General features: G+C 65.8%; 23 protein-coding genes. 13 read left to right on the top strand and 10 right to left on the bottom strand.

Going from position 1 to position 21456, the window contains the following annotated elements:
* The first annotated feature begins 75 nt into the window (after positions 1 to 75).
* Positions 76 to 522 (top strand): DUF1707 domain-containing protein, encoded by a 447-nt coding sequence (locus tag ACIA48_RS04930; RefSeq protein WP_396728164.1) that lies wholly within the window; start codon positions 76 to 78, stop codon positions 520 to 522.
* Here the strand turns inward: ACIA48_RS04930 and ACIA48_RS04925 are convergent.
* Positions 489 to 1145, bottom strand: a complete 657-nt coding sequence (locus tag ACIA48_RS04925; RefSeq protein ID WP_396728162.1) for a response regulator — start codon at positions 1143 to 1145, stop codon at positions 489 to 491. The two genes, ACIA48_RS04930 and ACIA48_RS04925, sit on opposite strands and share 34 nt — an antisense overlap.
* Positions 1145 to 1999 (bottom strand): sensor histidine kinase, encoded by an 855-nt coding sequence (locus ACIA48_RS04920; protein WP_396728160.1) that lies wholly within the window; start codon positions 1997 to 1999, stop codon positions 1145 to 1147. Before ACIA48_RS04920 ends, ACIA48_RS04925 begins: the two co-directional genes overlap by 1 nt.
* Positions 2000 to 2151: 152 nt before the next feature.
* Between ACIA48_RS04920 and ACIA48_RS04915 the strand changes: the two genes are divergently transcribed.
* Together ACIA48_RS04915 and ACIA48_RS04910 are read left to right on the top strand one after the other, a co-directional pair.
* Positions 2152 to 2655 (top strand): CBS domain-containing protein, encoded by a 504-nt coding sequence (locus ACIA48_RS04915; protein ID WP_396728158.1) that lies wholly within the window; start codon positions 2152 to 2154, stop codon positions 2653 to 2655.
* Positions 2656 to 2667: 12 nt separating this feature from the next.
* The gene (locus ACIA48_RS04910) at positions 2668 to 3954 is read left to right on the top strand and encodes an SLC13 family permease (RefSeq protein ID WP_396728156.1); all 1287 of its coding nucleotides are present in this window, start codon (positions 2668 to 2670) and stop codon (positions 3952 to 3954) included.
* Here ACIA48_RS04910 and ACIA48_RS04905 read toward each other — a convergent pair.
* Positions 3945 to 5369, bottom strand: a complete 1425-nt coding sequence (locus tag ACIA48_RS04905) for an FAD-dependent monooxygenase (RefSeq protein WP_396728154.1) — start codon at positions 5367 to 5369, stop codon at positions 3945 to 3947. The two genes, ACIA48_RS04910 and ACIA48_RS04905, sit on opposite strands and share 10 nt — an antisense overlap.
* Positions 5370 to 5458: 89 nt before the next feature.
* On the opposite strand from ACIA48_RS04905, the gene ACIA48_RS04900 reads away from it, so the two are divergent.
* From ACIA48_RS04900 to ACIA48_RS04870, 7 genes are read left to right on the top strand one after another with little or no spacing between them, the layout of a single operon-like run.
* Entirely contained in the window at positions 5459 to 8338 is a 2880-nt protein-coding gene (locus ACIA48_RS04900; protein ID WP_396728516.1) for a Na+/H+ antiporter subunit A, read from the top strand.
* Positions 8335 to 8805 (top strand): Na(+)/H(+) antiporter subunit C, encoded by a 471-nt coding sequence (locus ACIA48_RS04895; protein ID WP_396728152.1) that lies wholly within the window; start codon positions 8335 to 8337, stop codon positions 8803 to 8805. The genes ACIA48_RS04900 and ACIA48_RS04895 overlap by 4 nt, the downstream gene beginning before the upstream one ends.
* Entirely contained in the window at positions 8802 to 10394 is a 1593-nt protein-coding gene (locus tag ACIA48_RS04890; protein WP_396728150.1) for a Na+/H+ antiporter subunit D, read from the top strand. Before ACIA48_RS04895 ends, ACIA48_RS04890 begins: the two co-directional genes overlap by 4 nt.
* The gene (locus ACIA48_RS04885) at positions 10391 to 10924 is read left to right on the top strand and encodes a Na+/H+ antiporter subunit E (protein ID WP_396728148.1); all 534 of its coding nucleotides are present in this window, start codon (positions 10391 to 10393) and stop codon (positions 10922 to 10924) included. The genes ACIA48_RS04890 and ACIA48_RS04885 overlap by 4 nt, the downstream gene beginning before the upstream one ends.
* Entirely contained in the window at positions 10921 to 11205 is a 285-nt protein-coding gene (locus ACIA48_RS04880) for a monovalent cation/H+ antiporter complex subunit F (protein WP_396728146.1), read from the top strand. Before ACIA48_RS04885 ends, ACIA48_RS04880 begins: the two co-directional genes overlap by 4 nt.
* Entirely contained in the window at positions 11202 to 11558 is a 357-nt protein-coding gene (mnhG, locus tag ACIA48_RS04875) for a monovalent cation/H(+) antiporter subunit G (RefSeq protein WP_396728144.1), read from the top strand. Before ACIA48_RS04880 ends, mnhG begins: the two co-directional genes overlap by 4 nt.
* Entirely contained in the window at positions 11545 to 12438 is an 894-nt protein-coding gene (locus ACIA48_RS04870) for an SAM-dependent methyltransferase (protein WP_396728142.1), read from the top strand. The genes mnhG and ACIA48_RS04870 overlap by 14 nt, the downstream gene beginning before the upstream one ends.
* Before the next feature lie 7 nt (positions 12439 to 12445).
* Here the strand turns inward: ACIA48_RS04870 and ACIA48_RS04865 are convergent, their stop codons facing one another.
* The 5 genes from ACIA48_RS04865 to ACIA48_RS04845 are packed head-to-tail and all read right to left on the bottom strand — an operon-like array spanning position 12446 to position 15741.
* On the bottom strand, positions 12446 to 13078 hold the full coding sequence (locus ACIA48_RS04865) for an LON peptidase substrate-binding domain-containing protein (RefSeq protein WP_396728140.1): 633 nt from the start codon (positions 13076 to 13078) through the stop codon (positions 12446 to 12448).
* A gap of 2 nt (positions 13079 to 13080) precedes the next feature.
* Positions 13081 to 14238, bottom strand: coding sequence for a glutamate--cysteine ligase (locus ACIA48_RS04860; protein WP_396728138.1), 1158 nt, complete (start codon positions 14236 to 14238; stop codon positions 13081 to 13083).
* Entirely contained in the window at positions 14195 to 14905 is a 711-nt protein-coding gene (gene sodC / locus ACIA48_RS04855; RefSeq protein ID WP_396728136.1) for a superoxide dismutase[Cu-Zn], read from the bottom strand. The genes ACIA48_RS04860 and sodC overlap by 44 nt, the downstream gene beginning before the upstream one ends.
* A gap of 10 nt (positions 14906 to 14915) precedes the next feature.
* Positions 14916 to 15380, bottom strand: coding sequence for a LytR C-terminal domain-containing protein (locus ACIA48_RS04850; RefSeq protein ID WP_396728134.1), 465 nt, complete (start codon positions 15378 to 15380; stop codon positions 14916 to 14918).
* A gap of 52 nt (positions 15381 to 15432) precedes the next feature.
* The gene (locus ACIA48_RS04845; RefSeq protein ID WP_083124120.1) at positions 15433 to 15741 is read right to left on the bottom strand and encodes a DUF3263 domain-containing protein; all 309 of its coding nucleotides are present in this window, start codon (positions 15739 to 15741) and stop codon (positions 15433 to 15435) included.
* Positions 15742 to 15877: 136 nt separating this feature from the next.
* Between ACIA48_RS04845 and ACIA48_RS04840 the strand changes: the two genes are divergently transcribed.
* Together ACIA48_RS04840 and ACIA48_RS04835 are read left to right on the top strand one after the other, a co-directional pair.
* A complete protein-coding gene (locus ACIA48_RS04840; RefSeq protein WP_396728131.1) occupies positions 15878 to 16471 on the top strand; it encodes a peptide deformylase in 594 nt (197 codons plus the stop codon).
* Complete coding sequence (locus ACIA48_RS04835) at positions 16471 to 17379, top strand: GNAT family N-acetyltransferase (RefSeq protein ID WP_396728129.1); 909 nt, start codon at positions 16471 to 16473, stop codon at positions 17377 to 17379. The genes ACIA48_RS04840 and ACIA48_RS04835 overlap by 1 nt, the downstream gene beginning before the upstream one ends.
* Here the strand turns inward: ACIA48_RS04835 and ACIA48_RS04830 are convergent.
* Positions 17358 to 18788: an HNH endonuclease signature motif containing protein gene (locus ACIA48_RS04830; protein ID WP_396728127.1), complete on the bottom strand. Its 1431-nt coding sequence runs from the start codon at positions 18786 to 18788 to the stop codon at positions 17358 to 17360. The two genes, ACIA48_RS04835 and ACIA48_RS04830, sit on opposite strands and share 22 nt — an antisense overlap.
* A 44-nt stretch (positions 18789 to 18832) precedes the next feature.
* Between ACIA48_RS04830 and ACIA48_RS04825 the strand changes: the two genes are divergently transcribed.
* Positions 18833 to 19633, top strand: a complete 801-nt coding sequence (locus ACIA48_RS04825) for an exodeoxyribonuclease III (protein ID WP_396728125.1) — start codon at positions 18833 to 18835, stop codon at positions 19631 to 19633.
* Positions 19634 to 19637: 4 nt separating this feature from the next.
* Here ACIA48_RS04825 and ACIA48_RS04820 read toward each other — a convergent pair whose 3' ends face one another.
* On the bottom strand, positions 19638 to 21383 hold the full coding sequence (locus ACIA48_RS04820) for an MFS transporter (RefSeq protein ID WP_396728123.1): 1746 nt from the start codon (positions 21381 to 21383) through the stop codon (positions 19638 to 19640).
* Between the last annotated feature and the right edge of the window lie 73 nt (positions 21384 to 21456).

Raw genomic sequence — 21456 nt, 5'->3', positions numbered from 1 at the left:
AATCTTGACAGTGGCTAGTTCAAGGTGCATAGTCGACGCTAGAACTAGTCAGTGTCAAGATTGAAGGGAGTCGCGATGCTAGCGGGTGATCGTGAGCGGAACCGGACCGCGAATCAACTGGGTCAGGCACTTGCGCAGGGCTACTTCGGGCTGGACGACTACGAGCGACGGTTACAGGCCACGTTCGCCGCTCATACCACCGACGAACTGCACGAACTCGTCGCAGATCTACCCATTGACCGGATCCGGCGCAACGACCCCACGCGCGCGCAGGCCCGCCGAAAGGCCGCCTGGCGCGGAGTACAGATCCACCTGGCGGGCTACCTCGCGATGGTTCTCATCGTGCTGACCGTGTGGTTGGTCGTCGGTCTGACCGCGGGCGCGTGGTACTTCTGGCCCATCTGGCCGATCCTCGGCGCGGGCATCGGAGTCATCGGCCACGCGGTGCCGATCCGGTTCGCGATGATGCCGGGAGCGTGCGCCGCGCGTCAGGGTTCGATCAGGCCCGCGCGAATCGCGTAACGCGTCAACGCGACTCGGTCCTGCAGTCCGAGCTTCGCCAACGTGTTGGTGCGGTGGCGGTCGACCGTCTTGGCGCTGATGCTCAGCGTCGTCGCGATCTCGCGCGTCGAAAAGCCCTCGGCGATCAGCTTGAGCACCTCCTCCTCGCGCGGCGTCAGGATGGTGTCGGGCAGAGAATCGCCCTGCCGCGCCCGGTGCAGGTAGTCGCGGATCAGGGCTGTGACCGCGCCCGCGTACAGAAACGGTTCGCCGCGCAGCGTCGCGCGGCACGCCTCTAGCAGGTCGCGGTCCGCCACCGACTTGAGCACGTAGCCCGAGGCGCCCGCCTTCAACGCCTCGAAGAAGTACTGCTCGTTGTCGTACATCGACAGAATCAGGATCCGGACATGCGGATGCCTGCGGTTCATCTCCCTCGCCGCCTGCAGACCCGTCATGCGCGGCATCGCGATATCGAGAATCGCCAGATCGGCCGGAGTCCGGTCGAGCACATCCAAGGCCTCGCTGCCGTCTGCCGCCTCCGCCACCACCGTCAGATCAGGCTCCGCATCGATGATCATCCGTAGACCGCTGCGCACGAGGGCGTGGTCGTCGGCGAGCAGGATCCGCGCGGGAGAGGCGAGCATCAGCGGTTCTGTCCGGGCAGCGGAATCACCAGACGCACCTCGGTGCCCTCATCCTTGACGGACGTGATCGTCAGCGCCGCGTTCACCAGCACGGCCCGCTCGCGCATCCCGTTGATCCCCGCACCTTCGTCGGCTATGCCGCCTCGCCCATCGTCGGCGATCCGCAGCGTGAGTTGATCCGCCGTGGTGTGCATATCGAGCCACACCTTGTTCGCCGCCGCGTGCCTCGCGACGTTCGTCAGGCTTTCCTGAGCGACCCGGTAGCACACCAGCTCCACATCGGCGGGCAGCCGATCAGATTGGGAGGCAATGTGTTTGACCACCGTCAGACCGGTCCCCTGGGAGAAGTCGCTGCACAGCGCGTTGAGCGCGCTGGTGAGTCCCAGATCTTCGAGTGCGTCCGGGCGTAATCGTCGGACGATGCTGCGGACCTCGTCGAGACTGGCCCGCACTGCCTCCTGCGTCCCGGCCAGCTCGCTCTTGATTTCGCTGGGCGCGCGGTCAACGGCGCGTTTGAGCATCAACAACGCGACCGTGAGGGTCTGCCCGATCTCGTCGTGCAGTTCGCGCGCGATGCGCTGACGTTCGTTCTCCTGGGCGGCCAACGCCGTCGCACCCGCCGTCGTCCGCTCAGATTTCAGCAGCGGGGCCAGACTCGACCGCAGCAGTAGCGCGTTCGCGGTCAGCATCACCGCCAGCCCGACGACCAGGACCGGGATCTCGGTCAGCTTGATGCGCGACGACACCGACGCCGGGGACAGGGCCAGGATCAACGTCCCCGCGACGAAGATCAGGCCGTTTATCGCGAAGACACGCCGAAACAGCGCGGCGGCCCCGGTGCGCGCCCGACTCATAGCCCCAGGGTGAACCGTTGCACCGAGGTTTGTCCATACAGGCCACAACTGTCCCGAATGGGGTCCAGACCCAATGGTGCGCCGTTCCTAAGCCGCCCAGACTGACGTCAACATGCACGGTCAGTCGACGAAATGACCGGAGGACGAGGACGATGACGCTTACCGCAGACACCGCCGGCACCCATTGGAACGAACTCATGCAAGCACATGAAATCGCCGTGACCCCACCGACGGTGCGGATGGACGACCCGGTGTCCAAGGCCGTACAGCTGATGGTGGTCAACCGGCTGCCCGGACTCGTCGTGGTCGACGAGTCCGACCGTCCCGTCGCCGTGCTGCCCGGCACCCAGGTCCTGCGGCTGACGATCCCCGAGTCCTACCGCGACGACCCGGCGCTTGTGCGGACCGTCGACGAGATCCACGCCGACCTGTTCTGGCACGGTCCGGGCCGGCTGACCGTGGGCGACTGCCTGCCCACCCCGGTCGCCAAGCCGGTTACGGTGGCACCGGACGCCACCCTTCTCGAGGTCGCCACCGTGATGGCGAACAAGAGGAGTCCGTTGATCGCGGTCGTCGACCGCGGCGGAAAGCTGGTCGGCGCGGTGACGCTCGAGCGGCTGCTCACAAGCCTGGCCGTGGCCGGCCCCAACGACTGATCTTCCGGCCCCGTGCTGGCTCCTCTTCTGGCGCTGGCGATATTCGTCGTCGCCTTCTGGTTTTTGGCGACCGAGCGTGCGAACAAGGTAAAGACCGTCCTGGTCGCCGCGGGTTTGATGACCCTGCTCGGCCTGACTCCCGGCGTCAAGATCTTTTACTCCGAGCACGAGGGCATCGACTGGAACGTCATCTTCCTGCTGCTCGGCATGATGGTCATCGTTGGTGTCATCAAGCAGACGGGGCTGTTCGACTTCCTGGCGATCTGGGCCGCAAAGCGGTCCAAAGGCAGGCCATTTCGACTCATGGTGATGCTGATGGTGATCACCGGCGTGGCTTCGCCGGTGCTCGACAACGTCACGATCATCATGCTCGTTGCACCGGTCACGCTGGTCATCTGCGACCGGCTGGAGATCGCGCCGCAGCCCTTCCTGATCGCCGAGGTGTTGGCCTCCAACATCGGCGGGGCGGCCACCCTCATCGGCGATCCGCCCAACATCATCATCGGCAGCCGGGCGGGCCTGACGTTCAACGACTTCCTGGTGAACATGGCGCCGATCGTGATCGTCATCTTCGTGCTCTTTGTGTTCTTCACGAAGTTTCTGTTCCGAAAGGACCTGCGCTCCAACGAGATGCGCCTCGATAAGGTGATGGCACTGCAGGAGCGACGGGCCATCAAGGACACCCGTCTGCTCGTACGGTCGTTGGTCGTGCTGGCACTCGTCGTCGCCGGCTTCAGCCTGCACTCGGTGCTACACGTCGCACCGTCGATCGTTGCGCTGCTGGGCGCGGGCACAATGCTGTTGGTCACCAACGTCGACGTGGCCGACGTACTCCCCGAAGTCGAATGGCCCACACTGGTGTTCTTCATGGGCCTGTTCGCGATGGTTTCGGGCCTGGTGCACACCGGGGTCATCGGATGGCTCGGCGACGCGGCGGTCAATCTTTTCGGCGACGACTTCTTCCTTGCCGCAACAGGATTGCTGTTCGGCTCCGCCGTGCTCGGTGCGTTTGTCGACAACATTCCCTATACCGCGACGATGACGCCGGTGGTCGAGGACATGGCCGCGCAGGCGCCGGACGCCGAGACCGGCCGGGCGCTGTGGTGGGCCTTCGCACTGGGCGCATGCTTCTCGGGCAACGGCACCGCGATCGCTGCGAGCGCCAACGTCGTCGCCATCGGCATCGCGCAGCGGGCCGGACACGCGATCAGCTTCTGGCGGTTCACCCGCTACGGCATCGTCGTGACGTTGATGTCGACCGCGATCGCGTGGGTCTACGTATGGCTGCGCTATTTCTGATGCGTCCAGTTGTCCAGGGCTGCAATCAGTTCGGCGGCACTCGGCACCCGGTCGTCGGCCCACGCCACGTAGCCGTCGGGCCGCACCAGGACGGCCTCGGGAAGTTCCGGATGCCTGCCGACGACGTGCACGATGTCGGACCGGCCGAGGTCCACCGGCGCAGCCGTGACCAACACGAACTTGCCCGCCCGCAACAGTTCGTAGACGCGTTCGCCGTTGCACTCGACGTCCGGCATCCGGCGACCCACCAACGGGTTGTCACCCCGCTTGTGCGGGTAGGCAATTCCGATGCCGCTGAGGAATTCGCGCATCATTCGCCTGGTCTTCGGGACCCGGGTAAGCGTGCCGATGACGACGGTGCGCGCTATCCGTTGCAGCCGGGAGCTTCCGAGCACCACCTGGTTGAACGCGTCGGTTGTGCGCAACACCATGGCGCCGACCGGATGGCGCTCGGCCTCGTAGCTGTCCAACAACGCCGGCGGTGCCGACCCTTTGACCGCAGCGGCCAGCTTCCAGCCGAGGTTCATCGCGTCCCCGATACCGGTGTTCATGCCCTGCCCGCCGAGCGGGGAATGCACGTGCGCGGCATCACCTGCGATGAACACCCGGCCGGAACGGTAGTGGCGCGCCTGTCGGCGTTCAGACAGGAAACGCGAACTCCACCGCATCTCGCTCATGCCGTAGTCGTCACCCGCGACGCGCATGAACGACTCGCGGATCTCGTCGAGCGTCACGGGTTCCGACAGCGGCGCCTGCTCGCGCAGCCGGTCCCAAGCGATGGCCCGGAACCAGCCGTCGCCGAACGGGATCATCAGCACGACGCCCCGCTCGTTGGTCACGCCGGTCAGGGTGTCGGACGGCGCGCGGGACAACGCGACGTCGGCCAGCAGGATGTGCGTCTCGTACTGCTTGCCCGCGAAGTCGATGCCGACGAGGCGACGAACCGTGCTGTGGGCGCCGTCGCAGCCGACCACATACTTCGCGCGGATGGTCTCGCCACCCGCGCACTCGACCGTCACACCGTCGTCGTCCTGGCTGAGCGCGGCCACCTCGGCGCCCCTGACGATCGGCACCCCGAGTTCGCCCGCACGGGTTTCGAGCACCTGCTCGGTGCCGCTCTGCGGGACGATCAACAGCATCGCGTACCTGCCGGGCAGCTCCCGCAGATCCAGCGTCGACCCGCCGGGCGGAGCGAGCTCGTACACCTGCACGCCGCGCGGAACCAGATCCTCGGCCATCCCCCGCGCGTCGAGCAGTTCCAGGGTTCGGGCGTGCACCGCGAAAGCCCTGGTGATGTTCGGTGCGGAGGCACGTTCCTCGAGCACCCGGACGGCCACCCCGCCGAGCGCGAGTTCGCAGGCCAGCATCAGACCGGTGGGTCCCGCGCCGACCACCACCACATCCACTGTGTCCATGAGGCCGGATGGTAGCCGCATCGGCCCACGTAGACTGGCGTTAAGCCCGAGCCCTTTACCCGGCTGACACCCCGCTATCCGGAGTGCCCTTGCTCGCCATCCTCATCGCCCACGCGGTCGCTACCGCGCTGGCACCCCTGCTCGTTTACCGGTGGGGACGGATGGCCTTCTACCCGTTGGCGCTGGTGCCGCTGGGTTCGCTGATCTGGGTCGTGACCAACTGGCCCACGCCCGGCGGAGCCAAGACCGTCGATGTGCCCTGGGTGCCCGAGCTGTCGATGAACATCGCGCTGCGGTTCGATTCGCTGGCGGCGATCATGAGCGTGCTGGTGCTGGGAATCGGCGCTCTCGTCCTTTTCTATTGCGCCGACTACTTCGAACACCACGACGGGCACACCGAGAAGCGGCTACCGAGTTTCGCGGCCGAGCTGGTCGCCTTCTCCGGCGCGATGTTCGGCCTTGTGACCAGCGACAACATGCTGATGCTCTACGTGTTCTGGGAGCTGACCTCGGTTCTGTCGTTCCTGCTCGTCGGCCACTACGCCGAGCGCGCCACCAGCCGCCGCGCCGCCACCCAGGCGTTGCTGGTGACGACGTTCGGCGGGCTGGCGATGCTCGTCGGCATCATCGTGCTCGGGAACCTTGCGGGCACCTTTCTGCTGTCCGAGCTGATCGCATCGCCCCCGACGGGTGTCGCGGCGTCGGTGGGGATTGTGCTCATTCTCATCGGGGCGCTGTCGAAGTCGGCGATCGTGCCGATGCACTTCTGGCTGCCCGGCGCGATGGCGGCCCCCACACCGGTCAGCGCCTATCTGCACGCCGCGGCCATGGTCAAGGCCGGCGTCTACCTGCTGGCACGCATGACGCCCGGCTTCGCGGATTCTCCGCCGTGGCGGCCCATCGTCATCACACTCGGCATCGTCACGATGCTGCTGGCCGGATGGCGGGCGGTGCGCGAGTACGACCTCAAGTTGATCCTCGCGTTCGGCACGGTCAGCCAACTCGGGCTGATCACCGTGATGGTCGGCTCGGGTGGCAGCGACATGATGCTCGCCGGCCTGGCAATGCTGTGTGCGCACGCGATGTTCAAGGCGTCGCTGTTCATGGTTGTCGGTGTCATCGACCACGCCACCGGCACCCGCGACATCCGCAGGCTGGCGTGGTTGGGAGCTCGCAGCAGGAGCCTGCTCGTCATCGCCGTCGCGGCCACCGCGAGCATGGCGGCCCTGCCACCGTTCCTCGGATTCGTCGCCAAGGAGGCCGACTTCGAAACCGTGCTGCACAGCCCGGTGCTCGGCTCGGCCGCACCGTTCGTCCTGGCGGGCATCGTGCTCGGTTCGGTGTTCACCACCATCTACAGTCTGCGCTTCCTGGTCGGCGCGTTCGGCCGCAAGGGACAGCAGGAGCCAAGCACCCGTGTCGCCGAAATGCACCGTCCCGAAATCACTTTCATGATCCCACCCGCGCTGCTGGCCGCGGCGGGACTGCTGTTCGGGCTGTGGCCGACCGAGCTCGACTCCGTGCTGGACAGCTATGCTGACACGGTGCCCGGCGGCGCGGACTACGACCTCGCGCTGTGGCACGGGCTCGGGATCCCGCTGCTCTTGTCGATGCTTGTCCTCGGGGTCGGCACCGCGGCGTTCTTCGGCCGCTCCCGGTTGCGCCGTATCCGCACCGTGCACGAACCCCTCGGCAACGCCGACAAAATCTACGACTCCGTCGTCCGTGGACTGGACATCCTCTCGATCCAGCTCACCGCCGTCACCCAGCGTGGTTCCATCCCGGCGACGCAGTCGGTGATCCTCTCCACGCTGGTGCTCGTCCCGACCATCGTGCTGGCGCTGGGCGCGCGCGATCGCCCCGACTTCACGCTGTGGGGGTCACCGGTGCAGGTCGTGGTCGGCCTGATCGTGCTGGCGGCCGCGCTCGGCGCGACCCTGATGCGCAACAGGCTGGCGGCCGTGTTGCTGGTCGGGGTGACCGGCTACGGGTGCGGTGCGATCTTTGCGTTCCACGGCGCACCCGATCTGGCGCTGACTCAGTTCCTGGTCGAGACGCTGATGCTGATCATCTTTGTGCTCGTGCTACGCACGCTGCCTGCCGAGGCCGACCGCACCCACATCAACAGGTTCCGGTGGGCTCGCGCGGCGCTGGCAATTGCGGTCGGCGGGACGGTCACCACCCTGGCCGTCTACGCGATGGCCGCCCGCACCGGTACCCCGATCGCCGAATTACTGCCCGATGCAGCGTATTTCCGCGGCCACGGCGCCAACACAGTGAACGTCCTGCTCGTCGACATCCGCGCATGGGACACCATGGGCGAGATCATGGTGCTGCTGGTCGCCGCGACCGGTGTGGCATCAATGGTGTTCCGGCACCAGCGTTTCGGTGCCGCACCGCGAGTTGCCGACGCCGGCCAGCCCGACATCGGACGGTTGCCGATGACGACGCACAGCCCGGCGGCCGGTGACGTCACGTGGCTGCGCGGCAGCGAGCTGCGCGATCCGAGGCACCGGTCGCTGGTGCTCGAGGTCGCGACGCGCATCATCTTCCCGCTCATCATGGTGTTGTCGCTCTACTTCTTCTTCGCGGGGCACAACACCCCCGGCGGCGGTTTTGCGGGCGGACTCACCGCGGGCCTCGCCCTGGTACTGCGCTATCTCGCCGGCGGCCGTTACGAACTCGGCGAAACCCTGCCGCTGGACGCGGGCAAGATCCTGGGCGCCGGGCTCCTGCTGTCCGCGGGCACCGGAGCCGCCTCGTTGCTACTGGGGGCGCCGGTGCTGTCCTCGGCGCTGATCGAGGTCGACGTCCCGGTACTCGGGACCGTCAAGTTCGTCACGGCCCTGTTCTTCGACCTCGGCGTGTACCTGATCGTCGTCGGCCTCGTGCTCGACGTGCTGCGCAGCCTCGGTGCCCGCATCGACGTCGAGATGGGCCGCCAGCGTGGGGTGGTGGACTCGGCGTGACCACCTATCTCGTCCCGCTCATCATGATCGGCGGACTCACCAGCGCGGGGGTCTACCTGCTGCTCGAACGCAACCTGACCCGAATGTTGTTGGGACTGCTGCTGATCGGCAACGCCATCAACCTGCTGATCCTCACCGTCGGTGGTCCGTCGGGCAACCCGCCGATCCGCGGGCGCACCAGCGACGGGCAGACCAACACCGCGGATCCGTTGGCGCAGGGCATGATCCTGACGGCCATCGTGATCAGCCTCGGTATCGCCGCCTTCGTACTGGCGATGACGTACCGGACGTATCGGCTGACCACCGAAGAGGAAGTCGGCGACGATCCCGAGGACGCGAAGGTCTCGGAGATCGCCGCCAAGGACGCGGTGGCCGTCGAGGAGGACCGCCCGGAACCCGACCGGGCCCGCGACACCGACGCGCCCGACGAGCTGGACGCGCTACCCGGACACGAGGGGTCGCGATGACGCTCGCCGCGGTGCTGACACCGCTGCCCGTGCTCATCCCGACACTCGGCGCCGCCGCGTCGCTGTTCGCCGGCCGCAAGCCGCGCCTGCAGCGGCTCATCGCACTGGGCGCACTGTCAGTCGTTGTCGTCGTGTGCGCGGTTCTGCTGTACCTCGCCGATCGCGACGGCACGCTGGCGCTGCAGGTCGGCGGTTGGGGACCGACGGAGCAGGGACTGGGCCCACTCGGGATCACCCTCGTAGTCGACCGGCTGTCGGCGCTGATGCTGCTCGTGTCGTCGATAGTGCTGCTGGCCGTGGTGTTCTACGCCATCGGGCAGGGCATCCGCGACGGCGACGAACGTCAGCCGGTGTCGATCTTCCTGCCCAGTTACCTGGTGCTGTCGGCAGGAGTCTGCACGGCATTCCTGGCCGGCGATCTGTTCAACCTGTTCGTCGGATTCGAGGTGCTGCTGTCGGCGAGCTTCGTGCTCTTGACGATCGGGGGGAGCAAAGACCGTGTCCGCGCCGGCATCTCGTACGTGATGGTGTCGATGGTCTCGTCGTTGGTGTTCCTGTTCGGCATCGCGCTCATCTACGCCACCACCGGAACGCTGAACATGGCCGAGCTGGCCGTGCGGCTGGAGGACGTGTCTTCAGGCACCCGCAGCGCGTTGTTCGCGGTGCTGCTTGTCGGATTCGGCATCAAGGCGGCCGTCTTCCCGCTCTACGGGTGGCTGCCCGACTCCTACCCCACCGCGCCCGCACCGGTCACGGCCGTGTTCGCCGGGCTGCTCACCAAAGTCGGTGTCTACGCAATCATCCGGGCGCATTCGCTGCTGTTCCCCGACGGTGGGCTGGATCCGCTGTTGCTCGTGGCGGCGCTGCTCACCATGATCGTCGGCATCCTCGGCGCGATCGCGCAGAGCGACATCAAGCGGCTGTTGTCGTTCACGTTGGTCAGCCACATCGGCTACATGGTGTTCGGCATCGCGCTGTCGAGCGAGCTCGGCATGGCGGGAGCGATCTACTACGTCGCACACCACATCGTGGTGCAGACAACACTGTTCCTCGTCGTCGGCCTGATCGAGCGCCAGGCCGGTGCGTCGACGCTGCAGCGCCTCGGCGGGCTAGCCGCAGCCAGTCCGATTCTGGCGTTCGTGTTCGTGGTCCCTGCCCTCAATCTCGGTGGCATACCGCCTTTTTCGGGATTCATCGGCAAGGTCGCGCTATTGGAAGCCGGTGCGCAGAACGGGTCGGCTCTGGCCTGGGTTCTCGTCGGCGGCGGGGTGATCACCAGCCTGCTCACGCTGTACGTCATCGTGCGGGTGTGGACGAAGGCCTTCTGGCGCTCCCGCGAAGACGCACCGGAAGGACATCTGGCGGCGGCCGCGCCCGCGGCACTGCTCGACGATTCCGAGGACGTGGAATTCATGAACCGCGACGACGTGGGCAGGATGCCGGTAGGCATGCTGGCGCCGACGGGCGCACTGATGGCCGTGGGACTGTCGATGACGCTGCTCGCCGGACCCTTCTTCGCCTACAGCGAGCGGGCTGCCGACGAGGTCCTCGATCCCGGCCAGTACATCTCGGCGGTGTTGGGCAAATGAGAAACGTCCTGCTCCGCGTCTGGGTGGTGTGCTGGCTGATCCTCGTGTGGATTCTGTTGTGGGGCACGTTCTCCGCGGCCAACATCCTTTCCGGTCTGCTCGTCGCGCTGGTCATCACGCTGCTGCTGCCACTGCCCGCGGTGCCCGTCGAGGGAAAGGTGCACCCGCTTTCCCTGCTGCGGCTGATCGTGTCCGTCATGTACGACTTGGTGCTGTCGTCGTACCAGGTGGCGTGGCTGGCCATCAAGCCCGGCCCGCCGCCGCTGTCGGCGGTGCTGCGCGCCCACCTCGCGGTCAAGTCCGATCTCGTGCTGGCACTGGCCGTCAACATCTTCAACCTGGTCCCCGGTTCGATCGTGCTGGAGATCGATCAGAGTCGGCGCATTCTCTACATGCACGTTATCGACGTCGGCAACAAGCGATCCGTCGAGCGGTTCTATCGGCAGGTCACTAAGGTCGAACGGCAGCTGGTGCGGACATTCGAGCGCGAAAAGGATTGGCGGCCTTCACCGAACAAGGAGAGCGCATGAACTACGTGTGGATCGCCGCGGCGGTGATGCTGACGGCCGCGGCCGGCGTCACGATGATCCGGCTGCTCGCCGGCCCGAGCACCCTCGATCGATTGGTGGCGTTGGACACCCTCGTCGCCGTGACGATGTGCGGCATCGGCACCTGGGCGGCCTTCAGCCTCGACACGACGGTGACCTACGGCATGGCCGCGCTGGCCTTGATCAGCTTCGTCGGCTCGGTCAGCGTCGCGAGGTTCCGTGTTCCGGACGTCGACAAGGGCAAGGCGGGGGGACGGCCATGAACGTGCTCGACATCGTGACCGCGGTACTCATCCTCGGCGGCTCCGCCCTCGCACTGACCGCGGCCATCGGCGTTGTCCGCTTCCCGGACACGTTGACGCGGATGCACGCGGCGTCCAAGCCGCAGGTCCTGGGACTGCTGCTGGTCCTCGTCGGCGCCGCGATCCGGTTGCGGGGCAACGCCGACGTCGGCATGATCATCCTCACCGGGTTGTTCACCGTGATCACCGCACCGGTGGTGGCCAACCGGGTTGGCCAGCTGGCTTACCGGGAACAGAACGTACGCGACGATCTGTTGACCACCGACGAGCTGTACGAGTTCGCCGAACCTGAGGGTGGCAATGGCCAGGACTGACGACGACAGCTGGGACATCACCGAGAGTGTCGGAGCGACCGCGCTCGGCGTGGCGTGGGCGCGCGCGCAGGAAGCATCTTCGGGTTGCCCGCTGTTCATCGACACCTACGCCCAGCGTTTCGTCGATGCCGCGTTGGACCGCGGGTGGCAGCTGCCGCCTTCGCACATGGTCGAGCGGATTCGGGCGATTTCGAACTACGCGGCTTCGCGCACCAAATGGTTCGACAACTTCTTCATGACCGCGTGCGCCAACGGCGTCGTGCAGGCCGTCATCCTCGCCGCGGGACTCGACGCCAGGGCGTGGCGACTGCCGTGGGCGGATGACAGCGTCGTCTACGAGATCGATCAGCCAAAGGTGCTGGCGTTCAAAGCCGAGACGCTGGTCGGCGACCGTCCCGCCGCCCGCTACGTCCCCGTGCCCATCGACCTGCGCCAGGATTGGCCGAAAGCGTTCCGCGACGCAGGTTTCGACGCACACGAGCCGACGGCGTGGATTGCCGAGGGCCTGTTGCCCTACCTGCCCGCCGAAGGTCAGGACCTGCTGTTCGAGCGCATCCACGATCTGAGCGCACCGGGCAGCCGGATCGGTGTCGAATCGTTCGGTGCCGGATTCTTCGATCCCGAATATCTGGCGAGCCGACGCGAACAGCTGCGCCAGATGCGAGAAGCGGCGGGCACCAGCGAAACCGAGGTTCCCGACGTCCAGGATCTGTGGTTCATCGAGGACCGCACCGATGTCGCCGACTGGTTGATGGACCGCGGCTGGCGCGTCTCGTCCGAGGACGCCGGCGCGCTGATGCAGCGCTACGGCCGTCCACCCACTGCAACCACAGAGAACACCACGCCGCGCACCACGTTCGTCGAGGGCGTGCGCGGCTAGCCGAAAGCTACTCGGAGAGCTGGAATTCGACCATCGCGGTCACCGTATCCACGGCTTCGCTCAGCGCGGCAACCCGCGCGGCGACCGTCGGCGCGGCGAGCACGGCGTAGCGGTCGGCCTGCCCCATCGGCAGCCGGGAAGCCAACGCGTACATCCACATTGCGGCATCGCCAGATGCATCGGCCCCCGCGACGATGTCCCGCGCAACCACCTGCGCGCCGCGTGCCTGCGCGATGCGCTCGAACAGCGCGACCATGCGATCTTCGATGTCCCTGATCGCGTTCACATCGATGCTCTCACCGGGTTCATCGGGCCAGTCCTCGACCGCGGCGCGCGGGTACGGATTGTCGGGCTGCCACTCCACCACCCGGATGCGCTCGGCCATGACGCACCGCAGGCGATAGCGGCCATCCCCGAGATCGGCAGACTCTGTGATGTGAGCCATCGCGCCGACGTCACTGCGCTTGTCACCGCCGCCTACCTCGCGGCCGGCGGAGATCAACACCACCCCGAACGCAGGGTCATCGGTCGCGAGGCAGTCCGAAACCAGTGCGGCGTAACGCGGTTCGAAGATTCGCAGCGGCAGCTCCTCACCGGGCAGCATCGCCACCTGCAGCGGAAACATCGGCGTGACGGGCACCGTTAGACGTCCAACTCGGCGACCAGCGAGTCGACCACCGCACGCAGGTCGCCGTCATGCTCTTCGGCAACCCGCCGTTGACGTTGGTAAGACCCACCCGAAGCGCAGATTTCGGAGACCAGCCTGAGTTCGTCGGCACAGTTCAACGAGGCGGCAACAGGCTCGAGCCGGTTCAGCAGATCGTCGAGGTCATCGGTTACCAGACGCTCGTTGCTGTCCTCGTCCAGGATGATCACCGCATCCAAGCCGTAACGGGCTGCGCGCCACTTGTTTTCCTGTACGTGCCACGGTGGCATCGTCGGCAATCGCTCGCCAGCATCCAGGCGATGGTCGAGGTCGACGATCAGACAGTGAGTCAATGCCACCAATGCGCTCAACTCACGGATGTTGGAGACCCCGTCGAAGATCCGCACCTCCACCGTACCGATGTGCGGCGACGGCCTGATATCCCAACGGATTTCGTTCATGTGGTCGATGATGCCGGTCTTCTTCTGATCGTGTACGAAGCCTTCCCATTCCCGCCACGTCTGAAAGTGGAATGGTAGGCCGGCCGTCGGCAACTGCTGGAACATCATCGCGCGGTTGGACGCATAGCCGGTGTCCTCGCCGTCCCAGAATGGCGACGACGCCGACAGCGCCAGCAGGTGCGGATAGTGGTTGAGCAGTGAGGTGTTGATCGCCATCACCTTGTGCGCCGACGAGATGCCTACGTGTACATGGACGCCCCAGATCAGCATCTGACGCCCCCACCACTGCGTGCGCTTGATCAGCTCGGCGTAGCGGGGCGCATCGGTCAGGCTCTCGGGGGTCCATTGTGCGAACGGATGTGTGCCCGCGCAGAACAACTCCATGTTGCGGTCCCGGACGATCTTGCGAGCGGTCCGCAGCGTCGACCGTAGGTCGTCCATCGCCTCGGGAACGGAATCGTTGATGCCGGTGACGATCTCGACGGTGTTGCGCAGCAGTTCCTTGTGCACCCGCGGGTTGTTCTCGCCGAGTTCCTCGATCACCTCGGTGGCGACATTGCTCACGTCGCGGGTCTCGGCGTCGACTAGCGCGAACTCCCACTCCACCCCTAGCGTCGGCCGGGGCGAGGCGACGAAATCTATGTGGCGGTTAGCTTGCGCCGATGACACCGCACGCCACACGCTTTCCGGCATCGCCGGTCGCCAGGGTGGTCTCGTCCGGCGGGGGAGCTCCGTTGACCTGCTGGTAGCGCTCCGGCGGAATGTTCGCGAAATTGTCCGCCTTCTCGTGAATGATGATGGCCGTCTTGGCCTCACCCGTCAGGTCTTCCTCAGTGAACGCGTCGGTGGTCGTCACCAACAACGCCGAGCCGTCCTCGCGAACCTGCAGCGACGACAGGTCACCGCTCATGGGGTGCCCGGTGTGTCCTGCCACCTGGAGATGTCCACCGGCCGAATTGAAGTCGCCGGGCGCACCGCCGGTCGGCGCGACCGAGTTGGCCTCACACTTGCCGACCGAGTGGATGTGCAGTCCGTGGAAGCCCGGTGCCAGTTCACCACCTTCGGTGGTCTGAACCGTGACGGTCGCATAGTTGCCCGAGAACGCGATCTCGGCCGTGGCGACCGTGGTCCCGTCCGGTGATTTCAGTTCGGTCTTCAGCGTCTCGCCGCTGGCCTCACCCCCATGTCCACCGCCGTGGCCGCCGCCGTGCTCACCGGGCTGTGCCGACGGTGCGGGCGAGCCAGTCCACACCGACGGTGTGGTGCCCGGTGTCGTTGCGGGTTGTTCGGGGGCGCTGCAAGCGCTGAGCACGAGAGCGGGAACTGCGAAGCCAGCTGCGAGCGCGACGGTCTTGAGCATGTGCTAGAGCCTAGCCGGTCACCACCACGAGCACTCCCGGCGGCTGCTCTGCGAGTTCGGGTAGACGAGGTTCGACCGGGGCGTCCAACAACTTGCCGACTTCCTCGGCGGCTTCCCGCTCTCCGGGTGCGTCGGTGAAGTACACGGTGTTGGCCGTCACGTCGGGCAGCTCGAGGTTCCCCGTCTCGGCGACGGTCCAGCCGCCCTCGCGCAGCCGGTTGGCGGTGCCCTCCGCGGCGCCCTGCACCGTCGAGATGTTGAACACCCGCACCTCGGGCTTGGCCGGTTCAGGGGACTCGGTCGGGCTCGCGCTGGTGGTGGTCGTCTGGGTGCTGGTCGCGATGGACGACTGATCGCCGTCGTCGTCGCCGCCACCCATCGCCTGGAATCCCACCAGCAGAAATACGACGCCGAGGAACAGCAGCACCATCACCATGGCGCGCAGGGGTAGGCCAGAGGAGTTCTGCTGATTCATTGCGTTCACTGTATCCAGCCGAACAAGCCGGTCGGAGAAAGACCTGCCGAGCTCAGGTGACGTCGAAGCCGAGCCGGCGTGCCGCACGCGCCTTCTGCCGACTTGCCCGCAACCGGCGCAGCCGCTTGACCAGCATGGGATCCGCTGCGAGCGCCTCCGGACGGTCGACCAGGGCGTTGAGCACCTGGTAGTAGCGAGTGGCCGACATCGAGAACAGTTCCTTGATCGCGTCTTCCTTGGAACCCGCGTATTTCCACCACTGACGTTCGAACGCCAGGATGTCGTGCTCGCGCCGGGTCAGCCCATCGGCCAGGGCAGGGTCGTTCCCGGATTGCTCAGTCCGCGCGATTGCGCCGTCCATCTGGCTCCTGGGCCCTTCCAACACTCGAAATGACATCGCTGTGGTTCGGCGCTCATTCAACCACGGGTTTGCAAGCAGAGGCGTCCGACATGCCCGCGAGTCGGGCGATAAGGATTGCCGACTTAAGCTGTTGCGCGTGGCTGTTGTACCGATACGCATCGTAGGAGATCCCGTCCTGCACACCGCGACCGAGCCCATACCTGTCGGTGACGACGGTTCGCTGCCGGCCGATCTCGCGGACTTGATCGCCGATCTCTACGACACGATGGCGGCGGCCAACGGTGTCGGGCTCGCCGCGAATCAGATCGGGATAGCCAAGCGTGTGTTCGTCTACGACTGCGCAGACGAACGCGGCAGGGTCACCCGACGCAAGGGTGTCGTCGTGAACCCGGTGCTCGAGACGTCCGAAGTTCCCGAGACGATGCCCAACCCGGACAACGATGACGAGGGCTGCCTGTCGGTGCCCGGGGAATCGTTTCCGACCGGCCGGGCGGACTGGGCGCGGGTGACGGGCCTGGACGCCGACGGCACACCGATCACGCTGGAAGGCACCGGCCTGTTCGCGCGGATGCTGCAGCACGAGACGGGCCACCTGGACGGCTTCCTGTATCTGGATCGGCTGGTCGGCAGGCATGCGCGCAGCGCGAAGCGCTCGGTGAAGTCGCACGGCTGGGGCGTGCCGGGGCTGTCGTGGATGCCCGGCGAGGATCCCGACCCCTTCGGTCACTGATGCAGATTCCGCCGGTGGGCACGCGGGTGATGATTCGACACCGCCTGCCCGCCGGGTCGGTGCCACCGTTGACGGACGTGATCGGTCACCTGGTGCAGACGGAGCCGACGCTGCACGTGCGCACGAAGCGCGGGGATGTGGTGGCCGTTGCGGTCGACGAGGTGGTCGTGATCAAGGCGCTGGCCGCTGCACCGGTGCGTACCGCCGACATCCGAAACCTCGAGCACGCGGCGGCACTGGCCTGGCCCGGCGCGGAGCAGCAGTGGGTGGGCGGATGGTTCTGCCGCTTCGGGCACGGGATCACACGTCGCGCTAATTCAGCTGTTCCACTTGATTTTTCGGGTTCCTCCGAAATGGGCGCGGTCGCCGACTGGTACGCGGCACGGTCGGTGGCGCCATTGGTGAGCGCGCCGGACCGGTTGATCCGCGTTCCGGCGGATACACCGACCGAAGCCGAGAACCTCGTCATGGCATGCGATATCGAACCGGGCGAACCTGGAGACGCGGTAGCGCTGGCACCACGACCGGACGAAGAGTGGATGCGCATCTATGAGCGCAACGTGCCGATCGACGTGTTGACCACGGTGGTCGACGGCTCGGTGATCTTCGCGACGGTCGCGGGTGCGGCAGTGGCGCGGGCAGCGGTCACATCGGCGCGCGACGGCACCCGCTGGCTGGGCCTGTCCGCGTTGAAGGTCGCCGAGGATCAGCGCCGACGCGGCCATGCACGATCACTGTGCACCGCGCTGATGGGCTGGGGTGCGGATCAGGGCGCCACCCGCGCTTACACGCAGGTGCTCGCCGACAATGCCTCCGCGACAGCGCTTTTCGAGTCGATGGGGTTCACCCTCCACCACCGGTCGCGCTATGTGCGCATCGAACCCGTTCAGAAGGGCGGCGGTTTGTAGATCGCCGCCAGCCAGGCTTGGTGTTGTCGTTCTTCTTCGGCGATTAGTTCGGTGCGTTCGCGTCGTTCCGCGTTGATTCTGACTTGGCGGTCCTGCGCGCGGGTCTGCTTGCGCCGCGGCATCATCGCGAGGCGATCCGCGCCGAGATCTGCTGCTTGCAAGGGCAGGTCGAGCTCACCGGTGGGCGTGGCCATCGTAGGGAACATCGCCGCGCCGTGGGCTTCGGTGGTGAATATGTACCCAGTCGGCGAGGTCAACACGATCGTGCCGTCGGGCAACTGCTGATCGCTCCACCCACAGAACGTCTTGACCAGATGGTGGATTCGGCAGTAGTGCTTGGTGTTCGACGGATGGGTCGGCCCATGCGGCCAGGGCACCGTGTGGTCGACATCGCACTTGGATACGGGCTTGTCGCACCCGGGCCAGCGACACGTCAGATCGCGCCACTGCAGGAACTCCCTGGTCTTCGCCGTCGGCCGATACCCCGGATCCGGCGTCACACCCGCCGGCATCGTCAACGGCTTGAGCTTTGCGGTCTTGGCCACCTCGCGCACCGATTCGGCAGGCAGGATCCCGAACCCGCGCAGATACCCAGGGTTGTCACTGGACCCGTCGAGCGTGCCCTGCTCGGCGAGGACATGGATGACAGCAGTGGCCGCTGCGCTGTTTCCCTCGGCTTGTGCCGCCGCTGCGGTGCAATCTTCCCGCCCACACTCACACGCCAGGGTGGCTTCCATTCGGGCCAACGCTCCCGCGGCATCGGCACGACGCTGGCTGCGGGCACGCGGATCGTGCTCACACACCGTGGCCGCCAACGCATCCAACCGCGCATCAAGGGCGGCGGCGTCGGCGGCACGCACGTGACCGGAAGCAAAGGCCATCCCCGGGCCGGCCTCGTCGACGTCGAAGTACCGGTTGTCATCGACTTTCGGCGGCACTCGCACGGCGGCGGGATCGAACTTGGCCACCCACTGGTCCACTCGATCCTGCAACTTCGGCCTCGATAGCCTCATCCACTTTTCGCAATGGCGGGCGATCGCCTCATCCAACTGCGGCATCAGCGCGTCATCGACATTGTCGGTGCGGTGGATGATCGTCGATACCATCCGAAAATCGATGGTGCCGCGCAGAAACACCTTGGCCACCGAGGGCAGTCGATGGGCCAGCGCACACGCGAACTGCACCTGCCCGACCGCCCGGGCATGACTGATGTTCTGTACCGCCGACACATCCGCGGCCGTGGCAGCGCAGTAATCGACCAGACACCACTCCATATCGGCCAACGCACCCTGATGCCGGGTATACAACTCCGCTACCGCCAACAACCGTTGCGCGATACATGTCGACTCGTAGCGCGTCGCCTCACCCATCACCTCGATGAGATCCCGGTCTCGATCGCACTCGAACATGTGTTCGATCATGCCATCGGGGTCCGACAACTAGGCTCGGCATCATGCGGTTGGCCACGTGGAACGTCAACTCCATCCGCGCTCGCGTCGATCGGGTGGCCGACTGGCTCGAGCGGGCCGACGTCGACGTGCTCGCTATGCAGGAGACCAAGTGCTCCGACGAGCAGTTCCCCACCATGCCGTTCCTGGCCGCCGGCTACGACGTGGTGCACTGCGGATTCAACCAGTGGAACGGCGTCGCCATCGCGTCCCGAGTCGGTATCGACGATGTCCAGGTCGGCTTCGCCGGTCAGCCGACGTGGAGCAGCAAGCCAGATGTCGAAGCCGCGGCCGAGGCTCGTGCCCTGGGGGCGACGTGCAACGGGGTCCGAGTGTGGAGCTTGTATGTCCCCAACGGGCGCACCCCGGACGATCCCCACTACGTATACAAGCTGCAATGGCTTGCCGCGCTGCGTGATACGGCACAGCAATGGCTCACCGAAGACCCGACGGCTCAGATCGCCATGGTGGGCGACTGGAACATCGCGCCTACCGACGAGGACGTGTGGAGTCCGGAGTTCTACGCCAACAGCACCCATGTCACGCCCGCGGAACGCCGCGCCTTCAACGCGATCGTCGATGCTCAATTCACCGATGTGGTAAGGCCTTTCACCCCCGGCCCCGCCGTCTACACCTACTGGGACTACACCCAGCTGCGGTTCCCGAAGAACCGCGGAATGCGCATCGACTTCATTCTCGGCTCACCGGCCCTCGCGCAACGCGTCACTCACGCCGAGATCGTCCGCGAGGAACGCAAGGGTAAGGCGCCCAGCGACCACGCACCGGTGCTCATCGAGCTGACCTAGTCGGTCACGCCCTGTTGTCAGCCCCAGGCGCATCGGCGTACCGGCCCGGATTGAACAGCGAGGCAACCGCACCGATCACCATCATCGCCGCCGCAGCGATGAACACCACCGTGAGCCCAGAGTGGAACGGCTCGGTGATCAACTGCGGAAAGAAGGTCTGACCGGTGAGCACCTCGGCATTGACACCCGGTGCATCGAGCGCGCCCGACGGGCCGAGCAGCTCGGCGATCGGGTTGTAGCCGAGAAACGCCGCGAATAGGCTGCCCACAGGTGGCAGGTTGGCGACCTGATGAGCGACGTCTGGTGAAACCCCCTGTGCCTGAAGGCCGTTGTTCATCGCCGTCGGCAGCGTGTTGGCGAGCCCAACGATCATCAGCGAAAAGAAGATTCCGATCGACAGCGAGTTTCCCGCATTGAAGAACGTCGAGCGCACACCGGATGCGGCGCCGCGCTGATTGGCGGGAACGCTCGACATGATGGCCGCGGTGTTGGGCGCTGTGAAGATGCCGCCGCCCAAGCCGTTACCGAACACCAGCAGCGCAAAGATCCAGTAGTCGAAGTTGACCGGGATCAACAGCAGGGCAACGAAAGTAACGGCCATCAGAAGCATTCCACCGACGGTCAACGGGCGTGCCCCGAAGCGGTCGGACAGCCAGCCCGCAGCGGGCGCGCCGACCAGGAATCCGAATGTGGCGGGCAGCAGATAGATGCCAGCCCAAAGGGGCGTGGATTCGAAACTGTAGCCGTGCAACGGAAGCCAAATGCCCTGCAACCAGATGATCAGCATGAACTGCAGGCCGCCGCGTCCGACAGACGACATCAGTCCTGCGAGGTTGCCCATGCCGAATGACGCCGACTTGAAAAGGCGGATGTCGACCATAGGCGCGTCAACCCGAAGCTCGATGAAGCAGAAGGCGACGAGCAGTAACACACCGATACCGATTGAGCCCAGCACCCACGGACTGGTCCAACCGGTGGTCGAATCACCATAGGGCTGAATGCCGTAAGTGATACCGACCAGCAGTACGGTCAGGCCCAGTCCGAATGACACGAGGCCAGCCCAGTCAAGTCGGCCCGGGGTGCGAGACCCCAACTCTCGCAGCGAGCGATAGCTCCAGATCGTGCCCGCAATGCCGATCGGTACGCCGACCCAGAAGACCGCCTGCCAATGCCACTCGGACAGAAAGCCACCGATCAGCAGGCCCAGGAATGACCCCGCGACCGCGGCGACCATGTTCACTCCTAGTGCCATGCCGCGCTGCTTGGCGGGGAACGCGTCGGTGAGGATCGCCGACGACGACGCCATCAACATCGCGCCGCCGACGCCCTGGATGACACGCCAGGCGATCAGCCACACCGCGCCGCCACCGAGATGGAAGGGGTCGAAGGACAGCGCGACCGCGGCCACCGTGAAAACGACGAACCCGAGGTTGTAAATGCGGACCCGGCCGAACATGTCGCCCAGACGACCGAACGGCACCACCAGCACTGCGGTCACCACCAGGTAGCCCATGATCATCCAGAGCAGATAGCTGACATTGTGGGACTCGAGTGGATTGAGCCCGATACCGCGGAAGATCGCCGGCAGCGAGATCAACACGATGGAGGCGTTGATGGCGGCCAGCAGGATGCCCAGCGTGGTGTTCGACAGGACGACCCATTTGTAGAACGGGTGGGCGTGATCCATTCGAACCCGCCGGGCTGCGGTGTTGTCCAGCGCGGCGTTGGTCGTCTCTATCTCAGTCGTCATCTATTCGCTTACACGTCATAGCCGGCACAAAACACATATATTAGCTATACAAAGTAGCTCGAGGCAATTCCTA

The sequence above is a fragment of the Mycobacterium sp. NPDC051804 genome (assembly GCF_044452905.1).
GTDB lineage: Bacteria > Actinomycetota > Actinomycetes > Mycobacteriales > Mycobacteriaceae > Mycobacterium.
Note: the sequence above shows the minus strand (reverse complement) of the source record. Positions and strands in the feature narration are given on the sequence as shown.

Coding starts and splice junctions, on each gene's coding strand:
- ACIA48_RS04925 (WP_396728162.1), bottom strand. CDS start 1,145: ATGCTCGCCTCTCCCGCGCGGATCCTGCTCGCCGACGACCACGCCCTC.
- ACIA48_RS04915 (WP_396728158.1), top strand. CDS start 2,152: ATGACGCTTACCGCAGACACCGCCGGCACCCATTGGAACGAACTCATG.
- ACIA48_RS04835 (WP_396728129.1), top strand. CDS start 16,471: ATGCAGATTCCGCCGGTGGGCACGCGGGTGATGATTCGACACCGCCTG.
- ACIA48_RS04870 (WP_396728142.1), top strand. CDS start 11,545: ATGGCCAGGACTGACGACGACAGCTGGGACATCACCGAGAGTGTCGGA.
- ACIA48_RS04920 (WP_396728160.1), bottom strand. CDS start 1,999: ATGAGTCGGGCGCGCACCGGGGCCGCCGCGCTGTTTCGGCGTGTCTTC.
- ACIA48_RS04820 (WP_396728123.1), bottom strand. CDS start 21,383: ATGACGACTGAGATAGAGACGACCAACGCCGCGCTGGACAACACCGCA.
- ACIA48_RS04885 (WP_396728148.1), top strand. CDS start 10,391: ATGAGAAACGTCCTGCTCCGCGTCTGGGTGGTGTGCTGGCTGATCCTC.
- sodC (WP_396728136.1), bottom strand. CDS start 14,905: ATGCTCAAGACCGTCGCGCTCGCAGCTGGCTTCGCAGTTCCCGCTCTC.
- ACIA48_RS04890 (WP_396728150.1), top strand. CDS start 8,802: ATGACGCTCGCCGCGGTGCTGACACCGCTGCCCGTGCTCATCCCGACA.
- ACIA48_RS04880 (WP_396728146.1), top strand. CDS start 10,921: ATGAACTACGTGTGGATCGCCGCGGCGGTGATGCTGACGGCCGCGGCC.
- ACIA48_RS04860 (WP_396728138.1), bottom strand. CDS start 14,238: ATGCCGGAAAGCGTGTGGCGTGCGGTGTCATCGGCGCAAGCTAACCGC.
- ACIA48_RS04850 (WP_396728134.1), bottom strand. CDS start 15,380: ATGAATCAGCAGAACTCCTCTGGCCTACCCCTGCGCGCCATGGTGATG.
- mnhG (WP_396728144.1), top strand. CDS start 11,202: ATGAACGTGCTCGACATCGTGACCGCGGTACTCATCCTCGGCGGCTCC.
- ACIA48_RS04905 (WP_396728154.1), bottom strand. CDS start 5,369: ATGGACACAGTGGATGTGGTGGTGGTCGGCGCGGGACCCACCGGTCTG.
- ACIA48_RS04845 (WP_083124120.1), bottom strand. CDS start 15,741: ATGGACGGCGCAATCGCGCGGACTGAGCAATCCGGGAACGACCCTGCC.
- ACIA48_RS04930 (WP_396728164.1), top strand. CDS start 76: ATGCTAGCGGGTGATCGTGAGCGGAACCGGACCGCGAATCAACTGGGT.
- ACIA48_RS04825 (WP_396728125.1), top strand. CDS start 18,833: ATGCGGTTGGCCACGTGGAACGTCAACTCCATCCGCGCTCGCGTCGAT.
- ACIA48_RS04830 (WP_396728127.1), bottom strand. CDS start 18,788: ATGTTCGAGTGCGATCGAGACCGGGATCTCATCGAGGTGATGGGTGAG.